Source organism: Nocardia arthritidis (assembly GCF_011801145.1).
GTDB lineage: Bacteria > Actinomycetota > Actinomycetes > Mycobacteriales > Mycobacteriaceae > Nocardia > Nocardia arthritidis_A.
Genome location: NZ_CP046172.1, coordinates 4,469,740 through 4,487,381, shown reverse-complemented (window position 1 = coordinate 4,487,381; position 17,642 = coordinate 4,469,740). Strand labels below are relative to the sequence as shown.

Below are 17,642 nucleotides of genomic sequence, written 5' to 3'. Positions count from 1 at the left end.
CCGACTACAGCGCCAGGCCGCCGTTGCAGAGCAGCGTCTGCCCGCTGACGTAGTCCGACTCCGGAATACAGAACAGGTATACCGCTCCGGCGGCTTCGCTCGGCAGGCCCGCGCGGCCGAGCGGGATCATTTGTTCCATGGCGCTCAACAGGTTCGGGTTCACGCCGACCTTGATTTCCCGGCCCTCGATATCGATGGTGTCGCCGCCGCCCGCGGGCGATTCGGTGAGCCGGGTCCTGATGAAGCCGAATGCGACGGCGTTCACCGTCACGTTGTAGCGGCCCCATTCCTTCGACAGCGTCTTGGTGAGCCCGAGCAGGCCCGCCTTCGCGGAGGAGTAATTCGCCTGTCCCGCATTGCCTCCCGTGCCCGCCATGGATGAAACGTTCACCACCTTGCGGCACGGCACCGGCTCGCCCGCCGCGCGCGCCTGCTTCACCCGCGCCGAGATCACCGGCTGGGCGGCGCGCAGAATCCGGAAGGGCGCCTTGAGATGTACGTCGAGGATGGCGTCCCACTGTTCGTCGGTCATCTTCTGGATCACCGAATCCCAGGTGTAGCCCGCGTTGTTGACGATGATGTCGAGTCCGCCGAATCCGTCGACCGCGGTCTGCACGAAGCGTTCGGCGAAACCCTCGGCGGTGACGCTGCCGACGCACGAGAGGGCGCGCCCGCCCGCGGCCTCGATGGCGGCGACGGTCTCCTTGGCCGGATCGGCGTCCAGGTCGTTGACCACCACCTGCGCGCCCGCACCCGCCAGCTTCATCGCGATCTCGCGGCCGATGCCGCGGCCGGAGCCGGAGACGATGGCCACCTTGCCGTCGAGCGTTCCCATTTGGTACTACCTTTCCGCCGAATCCACCGGCAGCTCGTGCTAACCGTGATTCACTTGACTTCGGTGAATCACGGCCAGTATCACCGGTAACGACGATCCTCGGGACAGGTTTGGACGGTTCTACCCGTTCACCGACCGGGCGCGCGACCCGCGCGCGGCAAGATCGACACCGCCCGACCGCACCGGATCGAGACACGCCCGAGCGCGTGTATCCTCGGCACCGCTGTGACCACCACAACACCGCCAACCCACAACACCGCCAACGATGTACCGCAACACCGAAGACCTTTGGCTCGAAAGGACCCGGCCCGATGCGTTCCACCCTGCTCTCGCGCCGCGACCTCGATTTCCTGCTCTATGAATGGCTCGATGTCGAGGAACTGACCAAGCGCGGGAGATTCGCCGACCACTCGCGCGAAACATTCGACGACATCCTGGAGCTGAGCGAGCAGCTGGCCACCAAATACTTTGCGCCACACAATAAACGGGCCGACGCGCAGGAGCCCAGCTTCGACGGCGACAAGGTGACCATCATCCCGGAGGTCGCCGTGGCACTGGACGTTTTCGCCAAGGCCGGACTCGTCGGCGCCACACTGGATTACGAATTGGGCGGCAGTCAGCTGCCCACCACGGTCGCGCAGGCCAGCGCGGCCTGGTTCACCGCGGCCAACGCGGGCACCACCGGCTACGCCTTCCTCACCGCCGCCAACGCGAATCTGCTTGTCGCGCACGGCTCCGCGGAGGATGTGCGGCGGTATGTCCGCCCGATGCTGGATGGCCGGTTCTTCGGCACCATGGCGCTGTCCGAGCCGCAGGCCGGATCCTCGTTGGCCGATATCGTGACTCGCGCCGAACCGCGCCCCGACGGCACCTACCGCCTGTTCGGCACCAAGATGTGGATTTCCGGCGGCGATCACGAAATGGGCGAGAACATAGTGCATTTGGTGCTGGCGAAGATTCCGGGCGGCCCGGCCGGTACCAAGGGGATATCGCTGTTCATCGTCCCGCGCTATCTCGTCGGCGCGGACGGTGCGCTCGGTGAACGCAACGACGTGGTGCTGGCCGGGCTCAATCACAAGATGGGCTACCGCGGCACGGTCAATACACTGCTGAACTTCGGCGAGGGCAAATTCACTCCCGGCGGTGCGCCCGGCGCGGTGGGTTACCTTGTCGGCGAGGCGCATCGCGGGCTCAGCTACATGTTCCACATGATGAACGAGGCCAGGATCGGCGTCGGGCTCGGCGCCGCCTCGCTCGGCTACACCGGCTACCTGAAATCGCTCGACTACGCGCGCGGCCGTCCGCAGGGCCGGTCCAAGGCACTCGGCGATCCGAACGAACCGCAGGTGCCGATCGTCGAACATCCCGACGTGAAGCGAATGCTGTTGGCGCAGAAGAGTTATGCCGAGGGCGCGCTGGCACTGGTGCTGTTCTGCGCGCGGCTGGTGGACGAACAGCGCACCACCGAGTCGGCCGACGAAAAGCGCCGTGTCACACTGCTGCTCGACCTGCTGACCCCCATCGCCAAGAGTTGGCCATCGCAGTGGTGCGTCGTCGCGAACGATCTCGCCATCCAGGTGCACGGCGGCTACGGCTACACCCGCGAATACGATGTCGAACAGCACTACCGGGACAACCGGCTGAACCCGATCCACGAGGGCACGCACGGCATCCAGGGCCTGGATCTGTTGGGGCGCAAGGTCACCCAGCAGGGCGGGGCGAGTCTGCTGGAGCTCGGCGCCCGCGTCACCGCGACCGTCGCGGCCGCGCGGGCCAGCGGCGTGGAGGCGGCAGCCCTTGCCGCGCAACTAGATTCGGCGTGGCAGCGGCTGGTCGAGGTGACGGCGGCGCTGTGGTCCACCGGCGATGTCGAGGCGGCGCTGGCCAACAGCTCGGTCTATCTCGAGACGTTCGGGCATATCGTGCTGGCCTGGATCTGGCTGGAGCAGTTCCTCGCCGCCGGCACCGGCGCGGGCGATTTCTACGAGGGCAAACGCCATGCGGCCCGGTACTTCTACCGGCACGAGCTACCCAAGACCGGGCCGGCGCTGGATCTGCTGGCCCGCGCGGATTCGACCACTCGGGAGATGCGCGACGCCTGGTTCTGAATTCGGGACAGCTATCACCGCACGTATCATTCGGTGATGCCCGCAGCACCGCGTAACCCGCCCCGATCGCCGGGGCGGCCCGCATCGGCCACCCGCGAGCAGGTCCTCGACCTGGCCAGACGATCGTTCCTGGCGGGTGAGCGGGTCGATGTGCAGGCCATCGCGGCCGAACTCGGGCTCAGCCGCGCCTCGGTCTACCGCTGGTTCGGCTCCCGGGACGGACTGCTCGGCGCGGTCATGGCGGGCGAATACGAGACGATGATCGCGCGCGCCGACGCGCATCGGCGTACCAAGGGCGCGCAACGCATCGTCGACGTGCTCAACCGGGTCGATCGGTGGATGGTGGCCAGCGAGGCGTTCCGGCACTACTTCGACAACGAACCGGTTTCCGGGCTGCGCGTGCTCACCGCGGGCGACGGCCCGGTGCAGCCGAGAGTCGTTGCGGCGGTGGAGGATCTGATCGCCCGCGCCGAGGAACAGGATGGCTACCGGCCGCCGCTGGACCGAGGGCTGTTGGCGTACGCGCTGGTCCGGCTGTGCGAGGCGTTCCTGTACAACGATTCGGTCGCCGGAATCCGCGGCGATATCGACAGATTGCGCGCGGTTCAAGCCGCCCTGCTCGGCCGCTCGGCCTGAACCGCGACGGCTACCGCCCGCCCGCGATCGCGCTGACGAACACCGCGTTCCCATCGGGCTTCTCCAGACTCCACGGCAGCGTCCGTTTCATCGGCGAGACGCGCCGATCACGGCTCGTCGGCGACGATAACGACGCCGCTGGGCACGTCGAGCAGCGGAATGGTCCGCGCCGCCGCCTGATCGACGTGGATGCGCGGATGCCCGGGCAGCTCGTTCTCGTAATACGTCCCCGGACCGTAGAACTCGCCGTAGCGCACCACGACGCCGTCGATGGCCAGCACCGCGGCCTCGTGCTCGCGCACCGCCGGGCTACTCACCGCGGGCTCGAAGGCAACGCTCTGCGCCAGAAAGCGTTTCGTGCCCGCGGCCACCGCGGCGGCGATCAGATTCCCGGTGCCCTCCGTCCGGATGCGCGCGTTGTTCGCCCGCGCCGCATCCAACCGCGCCGGATCGTTGGGCAGGTCGGTGAGTTGATGCATGACCAGATCGGGCGCGTAGGCGACCACCGCGGCGGACAGCGCCGCCGGATCGTAGACATCGACGACCACCGGCTCGACCCCGGCGGCCCGCAACGCGCCCGCCTTATCCGGCGAGCGGGTCATACCCGCGACCTCGTGCCCGGCCGCAATCAGCAGCGGCACCAAGCGAATTCCGATCACGCCGGTCGCGCCGGCCAGAAAGATACGCACGCCGTCGAGGGTAATCCGCCGCCCCGCCCGGTGAGCCCCGATGCCGTCCGGTGCAGGATGGCCCCATGACGCGCCAGATCTCCCTCCGGATCTCGACGATCCTCACCGCACTCGCCGTCACCGTCCTGCTCGCCACCACCGTCACCTTCGTGACGCTCTGGGCGCTGGCCCGCAGCGAGCTGCACGACCGCGACGTCCGCGCCGCCGACGACCGGCACGCCGAACAGGTGGCCATCGATTACGCGGTCGGCTCGTCGACGATCGATTATCGGGACCCGAAGGCCTGGCTCACCCGGCTGCAGGCGAACACCACCAAGGAGCTCGCCGCCAAATTCGCCGCGACCGCACCGCAATTGGAGCAGGTGATCACCCCGTTGCAGTGGACATCGACCGCGAAGCCGATCCGCGCGGTGGTCGCCTCGGAATCCGGCGGCGTCTACCGGGTGGACGCCTTCCTCGATGTGGCGTCCACCAGTTCGCAGGCGCCGCAGGGCGGCCGCAACACCGTGGCATACGACATCACCGTCGACCGGAATCAGGACTGGAAGATCACCTCGGTGGGCGGCGGACTCCAGGGCCCGCTCGCCGGTAGGTGACCGGGTCACTCCGGGCCGGCCCACTCCGCCGATTCGGCTTCGGCATTGCGGCGCGCGTAGCGGCCGGTCTTACCCGTCCACTCGTAATAGCCCGCGATCCAGTTCTGGAGGCCGATCAAATACCGATCCACGCTGATCCGCTCGGAATGGGTCAGCGATCTGTACCCGGGTGAATCGGAAAGCAGCGTGGCCCGTCGGCAGAATCTGACCAGGGTCTCCTCGGCCATCACCGCGGCCCGGTCCATGGCCTCCGCCGTGCCGAACCCCCGCCGCTCCAACAGCAGCACGATATTGTTCACATCACGCAGTAGACGCTCCTTGTGCACGGAGTCGACATCGTTGGTGAGGGCGATGAAATAGTTGACATCCTCCCGCATCCCCAGAATGTATGGGTCGCTCCGCATGGTTGCCGGTATCTCGAAATGTCCGCCACGTTCTATCGCGTCTATGGACGGTTCCACCCCCAGCGCCCACTGCCGCTGTTTCAGATAGAGATCTATCGGGAGTGGATCGTCGCGCCGCGCCCTGTTCTCCGCCTCGTGCACGTAGCTGGCGAAGAATCGCTGCATATCCCATCTGAAGTGACGGCACCACACCGGCGACATACCTTCGGACATGCGGTTGAGAATGTCGTAGAAGGCGGGTCCGAAGGGGGTGGCGGGTTCCGGGGTCCGCATCGAATGCATGACGGTCAGCACCTCGTGCATGGACTCCAGGGGACCGTCCAGTGTCGCCCCCTTATCGCCGGAGAATTGGTCGTCATAGAGGAACATGAACATCTCGAAGTCGACGAGAAGTTTCAGATCCGCATAGGCGATGTCCGGGTAGACGTACCCGTACAGGTCGGCGAAGTCGCTGTAGTGGTATCGGTCCAGAGATATCTTCGGGTCGATGAGTTCGTATCCGATCATCCACGAAAGGTTGGCCGCCTTCACACGTTCGACGTGGGGGTTCGCCCGGCACGGAAATGGAATGTCAATCGGATTCGGCATTGCTATCTCACCTCGACCCGCATCCGTAGATCTCCCGGGTTGAGCACGGTTCGTGGCGATTGTTTGAACGCCGAAACGGGATGGAGTCTGAATCGGGACAGAATCGTGGACACCGCGATGATCGAATCCAGCATCCCGTAGTCGTCGCCGGGACACTTACGCGCGCCCGCACCGAACGGAACCATGGAACCCGGACGTTTCTCCTTCCAATCGACCCACCGCTCGGGGTTGTACACCTCGGGCTCGGGAAATAGGTCGGCACGATGATGCAGGACGAACGGACTGACGACCAACGTGGTGCCTGCGGGTATATGGCAATTCATCAGATATACGTCATCGCCTTCGGCCTGTCTCGTGAGCAGATAGACCGGCGGATACATGCGGAGCGTTTCGGTCAACGCCAGCGAGACCAACTTACGTTCCCGCGGATCGGCGACCGAACGTATCTCCGACACCACATCCCGCTCCAGCGCGGCGTCGACGGATACGAGATACAGGGTGTTGGCGATGGACGACGATGCGGTATCGGTGGCGCCGAAAAAGAACGTCATGATGTTATCTTTCAACTCTTGATCGGTTAAGGAACCACCCTCTCGAACGGTCATCAACTCGGCAAGAAGGTCATGATACGACTTTCCCGAATTCCTTCGATTGGCGATGATCTCACGGCACGAAGCGTCCAGCCTTTTTCGCGCCCGATTGAATCTGATATTTGCGGGATAGGGAACCCACCGAACGAAATCGGGGAGGATCATCCGGGCGAAGGCCCCGTCCAAGAGCGTGGACAGGTCTTCGCTCCACCGCGCGGACTGCTCTGGAGTGAGACTGCCGGAGAACAGCGAGCGTTCGCCGATTCTGACATTCGTCCGCGTGGCCTCGTGCAGTAGATCGACCACTTGACCGTTGCTCCAAGAGTCGCAGGTGGCTGCCCACTCCTCCCGCATCGCGCTCTCGTACAAGCCGATCGTCTTGCTGCCGAAGACGGGCGAGATCATGCGACGCAATCGCATGTGACTTTCGTAGGGACAGGTGACCAGCCCGTACTCTCCGGTCAGCAACTCCCGGACCTTCTCGTAGACGAATCCCCCTTTGCCGAAATATTTCTCGTTTCTGAATATTTTCGTCGTCAATTCTGGATCGCAGACGACCACGGCCGGAACAGGACCCAATCTGATGACTACCAGGTCCCCATATCTCGGCAGTGAGGCCAAGAACTTCAGCGGATCACGCATCATCTCGAACGCGTGACCTATCAAAGGCAGAGCCCCAGGCGCAACGGGAAGGGATGCGACAGTTGACATAGCCGGAGTGTAGGTCCGGCAAACCGGATGCTAAAAGAGGGCAACTCTCTGTCCACCCAATCCGGAGACAGTTCAATCTTGGTTGAACCACACCGGCGGAATTCAGAATTACAAAGCACCTGCACGCACCCGGCCATCGACTTCCGAAGGATTTATCCGGACAAAACGAGCACACCGCGAACCAAAAGGCAAAGCAAATGTAAAGGATCGCGAATACGCAACTCCACCGCGCCCGCGACATTCGTGATCAGGACCACCCCGGGACCACCGTCCAGTAGGCAACCGGCCCGTAACTATGCTCTGGTGCGCAGCGGTATCGAGAGAAGTGGAGGGCCCGGTGGCCGATCGGGAAGTGCTGACCTGGGAGTTGTTCGGCAAGGCGAGCCGGGAGCTGGCGACGACCATCGCCGAGGACGGATTCGAACCCGACCTCATCCTATCGATCGCGCGCGGCGGACTCTTCGTGGCCGGCGCGCTCGGCTACGCGCTGGACGTGAAGAACCTGCACGTCATGAACGTCGAGTTCTATACCGGTATCGATCAGCGCCTCGACATGCCGGTGATGCTGCCGCCGGTGCCGCAGGCCGTCGACCTGGCCGGCGCGACCGTACTGGTCGCCGACGATGTCGCCGATACCGGCGCCACCCTGAAACTGGTGCGCGACTTCTGTTCGAAGCATGTGGCCGAGGTCCGCTGCGCGGTGATCTATCAGAAGCCGCGTTCGGAGGTGGACTGCGAATACGTCTGGCGGCACACCGATCGCTGGATCAACTTCCCGTGGTCGACCGAACCGCCGGTCGCGCACCGCACACCGAAGGTGCTGGAGGCGTAGTCAACCCGGCAGGCGGCTGCGGCCGTCCTGCACCGCGGCCACCAATTCGCCGTAGGCGATTTCGAGTTCGGCCAGCCGGGTCCACGCCGCGTGCATCCGTGGACTGCCCGGATCGATCGTCATCAGCAGATTGAAGGCGTGATCGGAGGCCGCGGCCATCCGGTCGAACATGGCGCCGAGCGATTCCGGCCACCCGCGCGCTCCCGGCGCCACCTGGCTGCCGACCCAGTCGTCGATTTCGGCGACGAGTTCGCTACGGAAGCAATCGATCTCGGCGGCGCGGGTCGGTTCGACGCGCCGCAGCCGATGCAGTTCGGACAGCCCGTACGCCTGCACGCACAGCGGCCCCTGCAGATAGTGGCCGCGCAATGCGGCCAGCAACTCGTCTTTCGACGGCAGCACCGAGCGGACGTGATCCGGCGCGATCATCAGGACCGGCACCCTCCCGTCACTTCGGCGTCGACTTATTCCCCCACGGAGTACCACGCCACGACCCAACCGACTCATGCAATTTCGGCAACACGTTGATAGCCCGGCGGGTCACGGTTGCGCGACTCGTTCGGACACCACGCTGTCCAGCCGCTCGCCGAGCGCATTTATCTGGTCCCGCAACGTGATCAGCGTGTCGATCGGGTAGTCGACGGCGGCGAGCACCGACTCGATCATATGTCTGGCCCGCTGACGCAGCGCCAAACCCGCGTCGGTGGCCCGCAATTCGACCGCGCGGCGGTCGTGCGGGCTGCGCACGCTCTCCACCAGCCCGTGCGCCTGCAGGCGCTGGATCAGCGGCGAGACGGTACCGTAATCGAGCCGGAGCTGTTCGCCGAGTTCCTTCATCGTCATACCCGGGTGCTCCCATAGCGCTAGTAGCGCGAGGTACTGCGGGTAGGTGATCTCCATCGCGTCGAGGAACGGCCGGTAGGCCGCCGTCATCGAGCGCGACGTCGAATACAGGGCGAAACACAGCTGCGAGGTGAGCGAGAGCAGGTCGTGGTCCGACCCCCCGGCGGTTGCGACGGCCGGGCCGGGAGTTGCGGCCGCTCCGACACGCACCTCTGATGGTGGATGCGCAACTTCGGGCATGCACCCGACTCTACGCACTCGCGCCGACACTTTCCCGCCGTCGCTCTCGGGGGCAACGGCGCTCGCGTGTCAAGCCGTGCGAGCCGACGGTAGCGACCGTGATGGTCGCCCAGGTGACAACGTCGTGAATTCGACCCGCATATCCTTCCATTCGGAAACTATCTCCGGGTAGGTTCGCAGCGCGGCAACAGGATACGGACCGCCGCGCGAACGGAGAGGTTGTTCTCGATGCGATTCAAGGCGGCCGTGATCGGTGCGTGCGCACTCGCCGCGACCATGTCGGTGGCCCCGCCGGCGGCGAATGCCTGGGGCAGACAAGGCCATAACACCTCCGCCGCCATCGCGGATACGCGATTGACCGCGGCGGCCCGCGCCGAGGTCGATCGGCTGCTCGCGGGCGAGCCGGATCCGACGCTCGCCGGCGTCGCCAACTGGGCCGACCAGCTGCGCGCCAACGATCCGGAACTCGGAAAGCACTCGGCGCCTTGGCATTACGTCAATATCGCGGAAAACGGCTGTGTATACGATCCGGCGGTGAACGGCAACGACGGCCAGAACATCATCGAGGCCCTGCGCACCCAGACCGCGATCCTGGCCGACCGTGCCCGCCCGGACGCCGACCGCGGCCAGGCGCTGAAATTCGTCGTCCACTTCGTCGGCGATATCCATCAGCCGATGCACGCCGGATACGCGGGCGATCGCGGCGGAAACGAGTTCACCGTCAACTATCTCGGCCGCGACACCAACCTGCATTCGGTGTGGGACAGCCGCATGCTCGACACCCGCCGGTCCACCGACGACGAGGAGGTGCGGCGCCTGCTGGCGCTGCCCGCCCCCGACCTGCCCGCGCCGCGGCCGGACACCGATCCCGCGCGCTGGGCGCAGGACAGTTGCCGGATCGCGACGAGTCCCGGTGTGTATCCGGCCGATTCCACCATCGGGGACGAGTACACCCGGCAGTTCCTGCCGGTGGCCGAGGCTCAATTGCGCTTGGCCGGTGAGCGTCTCGGGCAGCTGCTCAACGCCGTGCTCGGCGGGCCCGCGAGCGGTTCGGCGGGCAGCTGAACATCCCACTCGGTTGCGGCCGAGCGCGCCCTCCTTCAGTCTGCTTATGCGACAAGATATTTCGAGGAGGCGCAGGATGGGTCAGCGGTACGAGCTCGACGATACGGTGGATCTCGATACGCCGAATATCGCGCGGATGTACGACTATGTGCTCGGCGGCGGAGCCAATTTCGAGATCGATCGGCAGGCCGCCGAGGCGATACCCGCCGATATGCCGGGCAGCCGGATGTGGGCGCAGGCGAACCGGGCCTTCGTCGGCCGGGCCGTCACCGCGCTGTGCGAACTGGGTATCGATCAATTCCTCGACCTCGGTTCCGGCGCACCGACGGTCGGCAACCCGCACGAGATCGCGTTGCGGCACAACCCGAATGCCCGGGTGGTGTATGTGGAGCGGGAGTTGGTGGCCGTCGAATACGCGCGCATCGTGCTGGCCGATGAGCCGCAGGCGTCGATGATCCGGGCGGATCTGCGCGATGTGGACGGTGTGCTGAACGCGGCGAGCGCCGCCGGCATCGACTTCGCCCGTCCGGTCGCGATTCTCGCGATGGCGGTGCTCGACCTGCTGGAGGACATCGAACCCGCCGAGCTGGTGGCCGCCTACCGTGACGCGTGCAGTACCGGTAGCGCACTGGGGATTTCGCATGCGGTCGCCTTCACGCTCACCGCCGAACAACAGGAGCGGGTGTTGTCGGTGATGCGGCGCACCAATACGCCGGGTGCGGGATTCAAGACCGTCGGCGACGTCACCGAGCTGATGCACGGCTACACACTGCTGGAGCCCGGAGTCGTGCCGCTGGACGCGTGGCGTCCCGCCGCCGAGGTCGACTTCGAAGCGGCTCGTCGCACGAATTATGTTGGCGCCGTTGGCATCAAGCGGTCCTGATCACGAACGTGGGCGTTCGGCGTAAGTCCGCGGCCGCCCGCGGGCACGGCGGGTCTTGGTCCGGTACATCGCGAGATCGGCGTCGTGCAGCAACTGCTCGGGGCCGCGGCGCTCGAACGGGCGCACCGCCGTGACACCGATGCTCGCGCTCACCGCCACCCGGTGGCCGCCGTCCAGCACGACCGGTTCGGCGACGGCATCCTCCAGCCTGCCCAGCAACTGCCCGAGATCCGGTCGCGGTGCGCCGGGACCGAGCAGGACGGCGAATTCGTCGCCGCCGAGCCGGGCGATGGCGTCGCCGGGCGGCAGCACCCGCCGCAACCGCTGCGCGATCACCTGCAGCACCGCGTCACCGGCGGCGTGACCGAGGCTGTCGTTGATCTGTTTGAAGCGGTCCAGGTCGACGAACAGCACATGGGATAGTCGCGATCGCGCATCGCCGGACTCCAGCATCGTCTCCAGCCGCTCGATGAGTTCGGCCCGATTGGCCAGACCGGTGAGCGGATCGTGGCGGGCCTGCCAGTCCAGTTTGGCCTGCAAGACCCGGCGCTCGGTGGTGTCCTCCCCGACCACCAGCAGATGCGTGCCCGCGGCGACCGTATTCGGGACCGGCGAGACCGTCCAGCTCGCGAAGCCGTAATCGCCGTCGCCGCGGCGATAGCGGGTCTCCAGCCGGACCGTGCCCGCGGCGATCTCCTTCCGCACCCGGGCCGGGATCTCGACGCGCTCCTCCGGATGCGCGAAGTCGAGCAGGTCCAGGCCGTACAGCGCGTCGATCGGCCGATCGAGCATCCGCGCCAGCGTCGGGTTCGCGTCGACGATCAGGCCCGCCGTGTCGACGACCGTGATGGCGACCCCGGCGTTGTCGAAGACCGCGCGGAACCGGCTCTCGGCGGCGCGCTGCGCGGCGATCACCGCCAGCTGCAGCGCCTCTTTGCTGGCTTCGCGCTGGGCGAGCAGCGCGGCGGTGTAACCGGCGGACAACTCGCCGAGCAGCGCGATCAGCCGCCGGGAGTCGGAGGTCAGCGCCAGCAGCGTCGGCGTGGTGCGCGACAGCACATCGGGATTCGTGAGATGGGCCGACACCAATCCGGCGCCGACCCGCGCGGCCACCGATGGATCGAACGGCTCGGCGGCCAGTGCGGCGCTCAGCTCGGCGACGAAACCCGCCAGCAGCGCATGTAACTCGTCCGGACGCAGCGGCACGAAGCTGGTTCCGGTGAGCGCCGCCTGCCACTCCCGCGCGAGCGCGTCGGCGGTCGGGTCCGGCCGCACCGCTAGCTCCCGGCCGATCGGTCACCGGCGGGCAGCACCTCCCCGCGCACGAACGAGTTCCGGACCATCCCGACGGCAGGATCCGCATTCCGAGCAACCATCCAGACCACCCCTCTGTTCGGTCGGCGACCGGAAAGCACGATCCGGGACGGACCGGCCCCGGCATCCCCGCCACAACACCATACGCAACGACGGCCGCGCCCGCCTGAATCGGCAAACGGCGCACCATCATTCACCGCCGATGCCGGATCAGTAGCGGCTGAGGATCAGGTCCGTCTTCAAGATGTCCACCGGCGCGAGCAGCCCTTTCGCCTGGAGGGTCGAAATCGCTTGATTGCGAAGTCTTTTCGCCGAGTCGATGCCATCGGTCTTGAACGACAGCTCGATGACGGTCTCGGTGCCCGCGCCGGAGCTGTCGCGCACCGGAACCACCTCGATACCGAGTTCGACGCCCTGCCAGTTGCCCTTCCATTCCTTCGCGGTGACCGGGCCGTGCCCGCGCGCGGCGCGGAGTTTGTTCCGGCCCCAGTCCGGTGCGGTCCAGTCGGCCAATTTGCCGGGCATATCGCCCACCAGCATGGTGCGCGCCTCCGGTTCGTCCGGAAGCGTGGTCCCCGCATAGTGTTTCGCGGATTCGGTGGCGTTGGTGGCCATGCTCAGCGTCAGCCGGTCGTAGGTCCAGTCCACCTGGGCCTCGAATGGTGAGCCGAAACCCTGTTGCCGGGCGGCGGCGAGTGCGGCATCGACCGCGCCGCCATCGATCGGAAACCGCTTCTTGTAGTTGAGATCCAGCTTGCCGCCCGCCTTGTGCCGCAACCGCACACTCCAGCCCGCGCCCTTCAACTCCAGCGGATCGGTGTCGAAGAATTCGTAGGACAGCTCACGCGAATCGGCGCCGAGGCCGAATGCCGAGCGCACGTCGGCATTCGGCGCGCCCGACGAATCGAGCGCCGCCGCAACAAGATTCAATTTCACCTCGACCTCGGTCGAGGCGGCCGCCGACGCGGTGGGTGCGGCGGACTCGCCGAAGGTGACGGCCATGACAACCAGGATCGCGGCCAAGTATCTCGATCTGGACATGCGACGAAACATACTGGCATCTACCGTGTTTCGCGATCAGCGCAGCGCGATCGGGCCACGCAGCTGCCGGGCCGCGGCGGTGAACCAGCCGAGGTGATAGCGGCCGCCCTCCCGGCGGAACGCGGCGCGCAGCTCATACCAGCGCAGACCCGGATGCCGGTGGTGCACACCGTGCAGGTTGAAGCTGAGCGCGAAGCGTTCCAGCACGCGGGGCAGCCGCAGATTCATCGCCTCCAGCGGCCGGTCGAGTTCGGTGCCGTAGTGATAGGCGTTGTCGGACAAGGAAATTATCAGCGCCCGGCCGCCGATCGCCGCGAGCAACATCCAACCGCGCCCGCCGTAGCAGGCGAACGCGACCGCATACAGCGCCACAATCGCGACGGCGTCGGTGCGGAACCGCCCGAGCGCCCGCGGCTGCGCGAGACGTTCGAACAGCGGCCCCGCAACGGAATCCGGTGCGTCCAGCCGCTCGGCGAGCCGGCGCAATACGGGCGCGGGCAGCGGCGCGAGCAATACCGCGACAACCTCGAGCAGATACAGCCCGCCGAGCAGCCGCAAGTAGTATCCGAATGCCGCTCTCCCCCAACTCGATGTCGCCGGATCGTAGATTTCGCCGCGATCACGCACCCGACTGAACCGGTGATGCAACAGATGTCCGGCCTTCAACAGCGCGAACGGCGACCCGTACAAAACACCCAGCACCCGCCCACAGCGATCGTTCACCTCGCGCCGGGAGACCAACATGCCGTGGATAGCCTCGTGAATCAGCGACCAGAACGGCGTCGTCAGCAGCACCAACGGCACCAATATCCAGCCCCACGCCGCACTGCGCGGCAACAGGAACACCGGTAGCACGATCAACTGCAGCAGTCCCGCCGCAACAGCCACCCCGAACAACCACAAATTGATCGAACGCCCCCGACCACCGGCTCGACGATCGGAAGTCCGGTCTGCGGCAGAGATTTCGGTCATCAGCCGTGGCCCCCTACGGGTCGCGCTTACCCACTCCACCGCATATCGTGTCCTGCCCCAGCCCACCCGGCAACTCCAACGCCCGCCGCGCCGCTATCAGGGGTCGACGGGACACCGCCGCTGCGTCAATCCAGACCGAGATCGAGTTGCGCCCCAGCCGATCGTCACATCGTCCGCACTGTCGACCGGCCGCCGAATTTCCGGATTGCACCCGCTGTTGTTTGCCGATCGGCGACCGCGAGATCGCTCGAGCGGGCAGCGTGCACGGCGTCCATCATCGAGCGAAGAGCGTCTTATCCAGATCGTGGATTACCCTGATGCGCAACGTACAATGCACCATTGGGTAGGCATCGTCGCAATAGACCGTTATCCAACGGATTCCGTCCTTGGCGAACGAAAACTCTTGTCTGACATCCGTTATCGGACAGCCATGACAAGCGCTGAATTAGCGGAGCAGCGACCATGGATAGCGGGCAAACCAGTGGCCAACCCGCGACCGCAATCTCAGAAACCTTGGCGCCATTGATGATCCAGCAAGCAATCAGCACATCACATCGCCGAGAATCGACAGCGGTATCGCGCAGATCGGTGAACACCGAATTACCGTGCGCCCTCTGGCATTCGGCGGCATGCTGTACTACAGTCACATCTCTGAAGGGGTGGTCTTCTTAGGGGATTCGCTTGTAGCACAAGGAGACCTGCTCTGATCGGGTTCTTGTGCTCTATTGCTGCAATCTCTATCTGGGGAGAGTCATGCCTGCACGGGGTGTTTCGAAGGTATTGCTGAGTTCGTTCGCGGCGGCCACCGCCGCTGTCGTAATCGGAACCGGAACAGCCGCCGCGGAACCGCTGGCGGACAAGACGCGGGACATCACGACGGATGACGGCTGGCAGCTGCGTGTCACCAAGTCCGAGGAAAACCTCGATCGCTATCCGAACCTGGCGGCGACGATGTTCACCCGCGAAGGGTTCGTCAGCCTGAAGGCCGTCGCGGATATCGACGGCGAAGGTACCGCGCCGGTGAATACCGGAGCGATCACCCTCGGCTATCAGATCGGTTGCCAGGTCGACGTAACCAGCGGCGTCACACTGGGTTTGGCGATCGGCCCGAGTGTCAGCATCGGCGTATGGTCGAATCTCGGTGCCAGTGCGATGTTCACGCCAACCGTCAACCTCAAACCGGGCACTATCGCGAATATCCCGTTCGGCACGAAAGGGCTCACCGGGCGCCACGGTTCGATCACCGCCGAGCAGGTGCACATCAAAATCGACGGTTGCCTGGGCCCGGTGAGCCTGCGATCCTATGCGGTCGCGAAGATCTCGACACCCACTGCGGATAATTCGGTGGCTGTCTACGGCGATCCGATCTACCTGTGAGGCGGGAATGTCGTCGCGCCGTAGGCGTTACCAGCTCGCAGCCCTCGGACAAAAGGTGGCCGGATTGGCCGCGGCCGTAGTTCTGATCATCGGAGCCATCGGGGTCATGGCCGAACCACCTGACGCCCGAGCAAAACCGATCAATCCCTATGTGCCGTGTCCCGAATGGCAGGCTCAGCATCCCGGTTGGCCGTGCTGGGGTATCTTTCCCGAGATCGAGGAACCGACGCCACCGAATATCCCCGGCCCACCGCCGACCGTCCCGCAGGTTCCGAATCCCGTTGTGCCACAACCAGGTACCGCACCACCACCCGCCGAGGCGCTCACTCCGCCGACACTGCCGCACACCATCGATCCATGCCGGGCGATCGTGCCCGCCATCGACTATGTTCCGCCGACCCTGCCGGGAAACGAACCGAGCGCGCCCTGTTCCGCCGGACCGCAGGACATCGGATTCTGTCCGTTCGGGCACAACCCCGATGGCAGCTGCCGCGGTCACAGCGCGATCAACGGCTCGGGCACGAAGATCGAGGTCCCCGACGACTACATCTACGATCCGAACTGCGAACATGTTCCGGCCGGGCGCACTTGCGACAGTTGGGTGTACATGCACGATTACTGCTCAGGTGCGCCCGATCAGTTCCCGGCCCCCGGAGCCAACGCGGACTTCCGCGGACCGTGCGCTCGCCACGATATGTGTCTGGAAAATGGCGGAACCAATAATTTCTGCAACAACCAGCTGTTCGATCAGATGCTGCAGAACTGTAAGTACGCCTACGGTTATGTCGATCCGCGATTCGACACCTGTTCGAAGACCGCGCTGGTCTATTGGACTGCCGTAACCACTTTTCAACCACCCATCCCGGGGAAGAACGGGCCGTGGGGATAGATGTGAGAGGTATGAGAATGCACTGGAAAACCGGCGTCGGCGCGGCGTTTGCGGCCGCCACGCTCGGTACCTGCGTCGCACTCGGGTCCGCGCAATCAGCGGGGGCACCGGAGCCGTTCGATGGTACCGATGCGCAGATCACCGCGGTCACCAAGCGCGCGATCGATGATTACAACGCGGGCGATCTGCACGATCTGATCACCATCTCATGTGGTCAGCTTCGCACCGATCTGGCCGCCGCCGACCCAGAAAACTTTGCGGCAGAAGCACGTTCGGCACTGGCGAAACGCGGTCGAGGCAGTGTCACCGCCGTGCGCGCAATCAAAGTGCACGAGTCCGTGGCCAGTGCGGACGTCTCCGTCGCATACGACCGGAATGGCGAATTCCGCGCGTCGGGGGTCTATCAGATGAACGGCGATGCCTGGCAGATATGCGGACTCAGTTGACGGACGCGCCACGGTGTTTCAGGACGCGCGTCGATGCGGTCGACAACGCCAGGGCCAATAGCCACAGCAAGATATCTGCGGTGTAGGTGAGTATGAGTGGGACGTTGAAATAGACGAGGTCCCGGTGCGGTGTCACCAGGACGTGGTCGACGAATCGCAGGCTACGGTGCCCGTCGTAGGCGAAGGAGATTTTCGCGATCTGCAAAATGACGGACACCGCGGCGAGTACTGCGATAGAAACGGACAGTGTTCGCCCGATCGGCGACCGGCGCGCGAGTATCACCGATATCCAGCCGACCGCGATCGACGCCGCGGCAATCGCGAGATCGGCGATGGTGTGCGGCGTCAAGGATTCCCACAACGGCAGCGGCGAAAGTCTCAATGTCACATCGGCCACGAACACCGCGGCGCAGAGAACGGTTCGCGATCTGCTCATTCTCGCCGCGGCATATGTCGCGATGGTATCCACAGCCGACATGGTAATTGTGCCGACCGCTCGCACGGGTGCTTCGCATCCGAATCCGGCGAGCGCGGACAAGCGGCGGCCCCGGCCCGAAGGCGAAAGCCGTTGTCCGATAGGGGG

At 65.3% G+C, this 17,642-nt stretch carries 19 protein-coding genes; 9 read left to right on the top strand and 10 right to left on the bottom strand.

Features of this window, described 5'->3' with window-relative positions:
• Nucleotides 1–4: 4 nt before the first annotated feature.
• On the bottom strand, nt 5–835 hold the full coding sequence (locus tag F5544_RS20235) for an SDR family NAD(P)-dependent oxidoreductase (RefSeq protein ID WP_167474637.1): 831 nt from the start codon (nt 833–835) through the stop codon (nt 5–7).
• Nucleotides 836–1,146: 311 nt separating this feature from the next.
• Between F5544_RS20235 and F5544_RS20230 the strand changes: the two genes are divergently transcribed.
• Together F5544_RS20230 and F5544_RS20225 are read left to right on the top strand one after the other, a co-directional pair.
• Complete coding sequence (locus F5544_RS20230; protein ID WP_167474636.1) at nt 1,147–2,943, top strand: acyl-CoA dehydrogenase; 1,797 nt, start codon at nt 1,147–1,149, stop codon at nt 2,941–2,943.
• Between the two features lie 36 nt (nt 2,944–2,979).
• Nucleotides 2,980–3,579, top strand: a complete 600-nt coding sequence (locus F5544_RS20225) for a QsdR family transcriptional regulator (RefSeq protein ID WP_167474635.1) — start codon at nt 2,980–2,982, stop codon at nt 3,577–3,579.
• Nucleotides 3,580–3,686: 107 nt separating this feature from the next.
• Here F5544_RS20225 and F5544_RS20220 read toward each other — a convergent pair whose 3' ends face one another.
• Nucleotides 3,687–4,268 carry an NAD-dependent epimerase/dehydratase family protein gene (locus tag F5544_RS20220; RefSeq protein WP_167474634.1) on the bottom strand — a complete coding sequence of 194 codons (582 nt, stop codon included), beginning with the start codon at nt 4,266–4,268 and terminating at the stop codon, nt 3,687–3,689.
• Between the two features lie 65 nt (nt 4,269–4,333).
• On the opposite strand from F5544_RS20220, the gene F5544_RS20215 reads away from it, so the two are divergent.
• Nucleotides 4,334–4,864, top strand: a complete 531-nt coding sequence (locus F5544_RS20215) for a hypothetical protein (RefSeq protein WP_238847350.1) — start codon at nt 4,334–4,336, stop codon at nt 4,862–4,864.
• Between the two features lie 5 nt (nt 4,865–4,869).
• On the opposite strand, the gene F5544_RS20210 is transcribed toward F5544_RS20215, so the two are convergent.
• Together F5544_RS20210 and F5544_RS20205 are read right to left on the bottom strand one after the other, a co-directional pair.
• The gene (locus tag F5544_RS20210) at nt 4,870–5,775 is read right to left on the bottom strand and encodes a terpene synthase family protein (protein ID WP_167474633.1); all 906 of its coding nucleotides are present in this window, start codon (nt 5,773–5,775) and stop codon (nt 4,870–4,872) included.
• An 83-nt stretch (nt 5,776–5,858) separates the two neighbouring features.
• Complete coding sequence (locus F5544_RS20205) at nt 5,859–7,157, bottom strand: cytochrome P450 (RefSeq protein ID WP_167474632.1); 1,299 nt, start codon at nt 7,155–7,157, stop codon at nt 5,859–5,861.
• Between the two features lie 337 nt (nt 7,158–7,494).
• On the opposite strand from F5544_RS20205, the gene F5544_RS20200 reads away from it, so the two are divergent.
• Entirely contained in the window at nt 7,495–7,989 is a 495-nt protein-coding gene (locus F5544_RS20200) for a phosphoribosyltransferase (RefSeq protein ID WP_238847349.1), read from the top strand.
• Here the strand turns inward: F5544_RS20200 and F5544_RS20195 are convergent, their stop codons facing one another.
• Together F5544_RS20195 and F5544_RS20190 are read right to left on the bottom strand one after the other, a co-directional pair.
• A complete protein-coding gene (locus F5544_RS20195; RefSeq protein ID WP_167474630.1) occupies nt 7,990–8,418 on the bottom strand; it encodes a DUF4254 domain-containing protein in 429 nt (142 codons plus the stop codon).
• 111 nt (nt 8,419–8,529) lie between these two features.
• Nucleotides 8,530–9,072 carry a MarR family winged helix-turn-helix transcriptional regulator gene (locus tag F5544_RS20190; protein WP_167474629.1) on the bottom strand — a complete coding sequence of 181 codons (543 nt, stop codon included), beginning with the start codon at nt 9,070–9,072 and terminating at the stop codon, nt 8,530–8,532.
• A 228-nt stretch (nt 9,073–9,300) separates the two neighbouring features.
• Here F5544_RS20190 and F5544_RS20185 point away from each other — a divergent pair, with 228 nt between their 5' ends.
• Nucleotides 9,301–10,137 carry a S1/P1 nuclease gene (locus tag F5544_RS20185; RefSeq protein WP_167474628.1) on the top strand — a complete coding sequence of 279 codons (837 nt, stop codon included), beginning with the start codon at nt 9,301–9,303 and terminating at the stop codon, nt 10,135–10,137.
• A 76-nt stretch (nt 10,138–10,213) separates the two neighbouring features.
• Nucleotides 10,214–11,020 carry an SAM-dependent methyltransferase gene (locus F5544_RS20180; protein WP_167474627.1) on the top strand — a complete coding sequence of 269 codons (807 nt, stop codon included), beginning with the start codon at nt 10,214–10,216 and terminating at the stop codon, nt 11,018–11,020.
• Here the strand turns inward: F5544_RS20180 and F5544_RS20175 are convergent, their stop codons facing one another.
• From F5544_RS20175 to F5544_RS20165, 3 genes are all read right to left on the bottom strand, one after another.
• On the bottom strand, nt 11,021–12,295 hold the full coding sequence (locus F5544_RS20175; RefSeq protein ID WP_167474626.1) for a sensor domain-containing diguanylate cyclase: 1,275 nt from the start codon (nt 12,293–12,295) through the stop codon (nt 11,021–11,023).
• Between the two features lie 249 nt (nt 12,296–12,544).
• On the bottom strand, nt 12,545–13,375 hold the full coding sequence (locus F5544_RS20170; protein ID WP_167474625.1) for a hypothetical protein: 831 nt from the start codon (nt 13,373–13,375) through the stop codon (nt 12,545–12,547).
• 36 nt (nt 13,376–13,411) lie between these two features.
• Nucleotides 13,412–14,263, bottom strand: a complete 852-nt coding sequence (locus tag F5544_RS20165) for a fatty acid desaturase family protein (protein WP_238847348.1) — start codon at nt 14,261–14,263, stop codon at nt 13,412–13,414.
• 837 nt (nt 14,264–15,100) lie between these two features.
• Between F5544_RS20165 and F5544_RS20160 the strand changes: the two genes are divergently transcribed.
• The 3 genes from F5544_RS20160 to F5544_RS20150 all read left to right on the top strand — a co-directional run bounded on the left by F5544_RS20160 (nt 15,101) and on the right by F5544_RS20150 (nt 17,059).
• Nucleotides 15,101–15,724, top strand: a complete 624-nt coding sequence (locus tag F5544_RS20160; RefSeq protein ID WP_167474623.1) for an MspA family porin — start codon at nt 15,101–15,103, stop codon at nt 15,722–15,724.
• 64 nt (nt 15,725–15,788) lie between these two features.
• The gene (locus tag F5544_RS20155; RefSeq protein WP_167474622.1) at nt 15,789–16,613 is read left to right on the top strand and encodes a hypothetical protein; all 825 of its coding nucleotides are present in this window, start codon (nt 15,789–15,791) and stop codon (nt 16,611–16,613) included.
• Between the two features lie 17 nt (nt 16,614–16,630).
• Nucleotides 16,631–17,059: a hypothetical protein gene (locus tag F5544_RS20150; RefSeq protein WP_167474621.1), complete on the top strand. Its 429-nt coding sequence runs from the start codon at nt 16,631–16,633 to the stop codon at nt 17,057–17,059.
• On the opposite strand, the gene F5544_RS20145 is transcribed toward F5544_RS20150, so the two are convergent.
• On the bottom strand, nt 17,052–17,456 hold the full coding sequence (locus F5544_RS20145; RefSeq protein ID WP_167474620.1) for a hypothetical protein: 405 nt from the start codon (nt 17,454–17,456) through the stop codon (nt 17,052–17,054). The genes F5544_RS20150 and F5544_RS20145 overlap by 8 nt on opposite strands.
• Nucleotides 17,457–17,642 lie beyond the last annotated feature (186 nt).

What these genes read in the sequence shown, in the direction of transcription:
- F5544_RS20225 (WP_167474635.1), top strand. Translation starts at nt 2,980, where the DNA reads ATGCCCGCAGCACCGCGTAACCCGCCCCGATCGCCGGGGCGGCCCGCA.
- F5544_RS20170 (WP_167474625.1), bottom strand. Translation starts at nt 13,375, where the DNA reads ATGTCCAGATCGAGATACTTGGCCGCGATCCTGGTTGTCATGGCCGTC.
- F5544_RS20205 (WP_167474632.1), bottom strand. Translation starts at nt 7,157, where the DNA reads ATGTCAACTGTCGCATCCCTTCCCGTTGCGCCTGGGGCTCTGCCTTTG.
- F5544_RS20190 (WP_167474629.1), bottom strand. Translation starts at nt 9,072, where the DNA reads ATGCCCGAAGTTGCGCATCCACCATCAGAGGTGCGTGTCGGAGCGGCC.
- F5544_RS20185 (WP_167474628.1), top strand. Translation starts at nt 9,301, where the DNA reads ATGCGATTCAAGGCGGCCGTGATCGGTGCGTGCGCACTCGCCGCGACC.
- F5544_RS20160 (WP_167474623.1), top strand. Translation starts at nt 15,101, where the DNA reads ATGCCTGCACGGGGTGTTTCGAAGGTATTGCTGAGTTCGTTCGCGGCG.
- F5544_RS20235 (WP_167474637.1), bottom strand. Translation starts at nt 835, where the DNA reads ATGGGAACGCTCGACGGCAAGGTGGCCATCGTCTCCGGCTCCGGCCGC.
- F5544_RS20180 (WP_167474627.1), top strand. Translation starts at nt 10,214, where the DNA reads ATGGGTCAGCGGTACGAGCTCGACGATACGGTGGATCTCGATACGCCG.
- F5544_RS20195 (WP_167474630.1), bottom strand. Translation starts at nt 8,418, where the DNA reads ATGATCGCGCCGGATCACGTCCGCTCGGTGCTGCCGTCGAAAGACGAG.
- F5544_RS20230 (WP_167474636.1), top strand. Translation starts at nt 1,147, where the DNA reads ATGCGTTCCACCCTGCTCTCGCGCCGCGACCTCGATTTCCTGCTCTAT.
- F5544_RS20150 (WP_167474621.1), top strand. Translation starts at nt 16,631, where the DNA reads ATGCACTGGAAAACCGGCGTCGGCGCGGCGTTTGCGGCCGCCACGCTC.
- F5544_RS20210 (WP_167474633.1), bottom strand. Translation starts at nt 5,775, where the DNA reads ATGATCGGATACGAACTCATCGACCCGAAGATATCTCTGGACCGATAC.
- F5544_RS20215 (WP_238847350.1), top strand. Translation starts at nt 4,334, where the DNA reads ATGACGCGCCAGATCTCCCTCCGGATCTCGACGATCCTCACCGCACTC.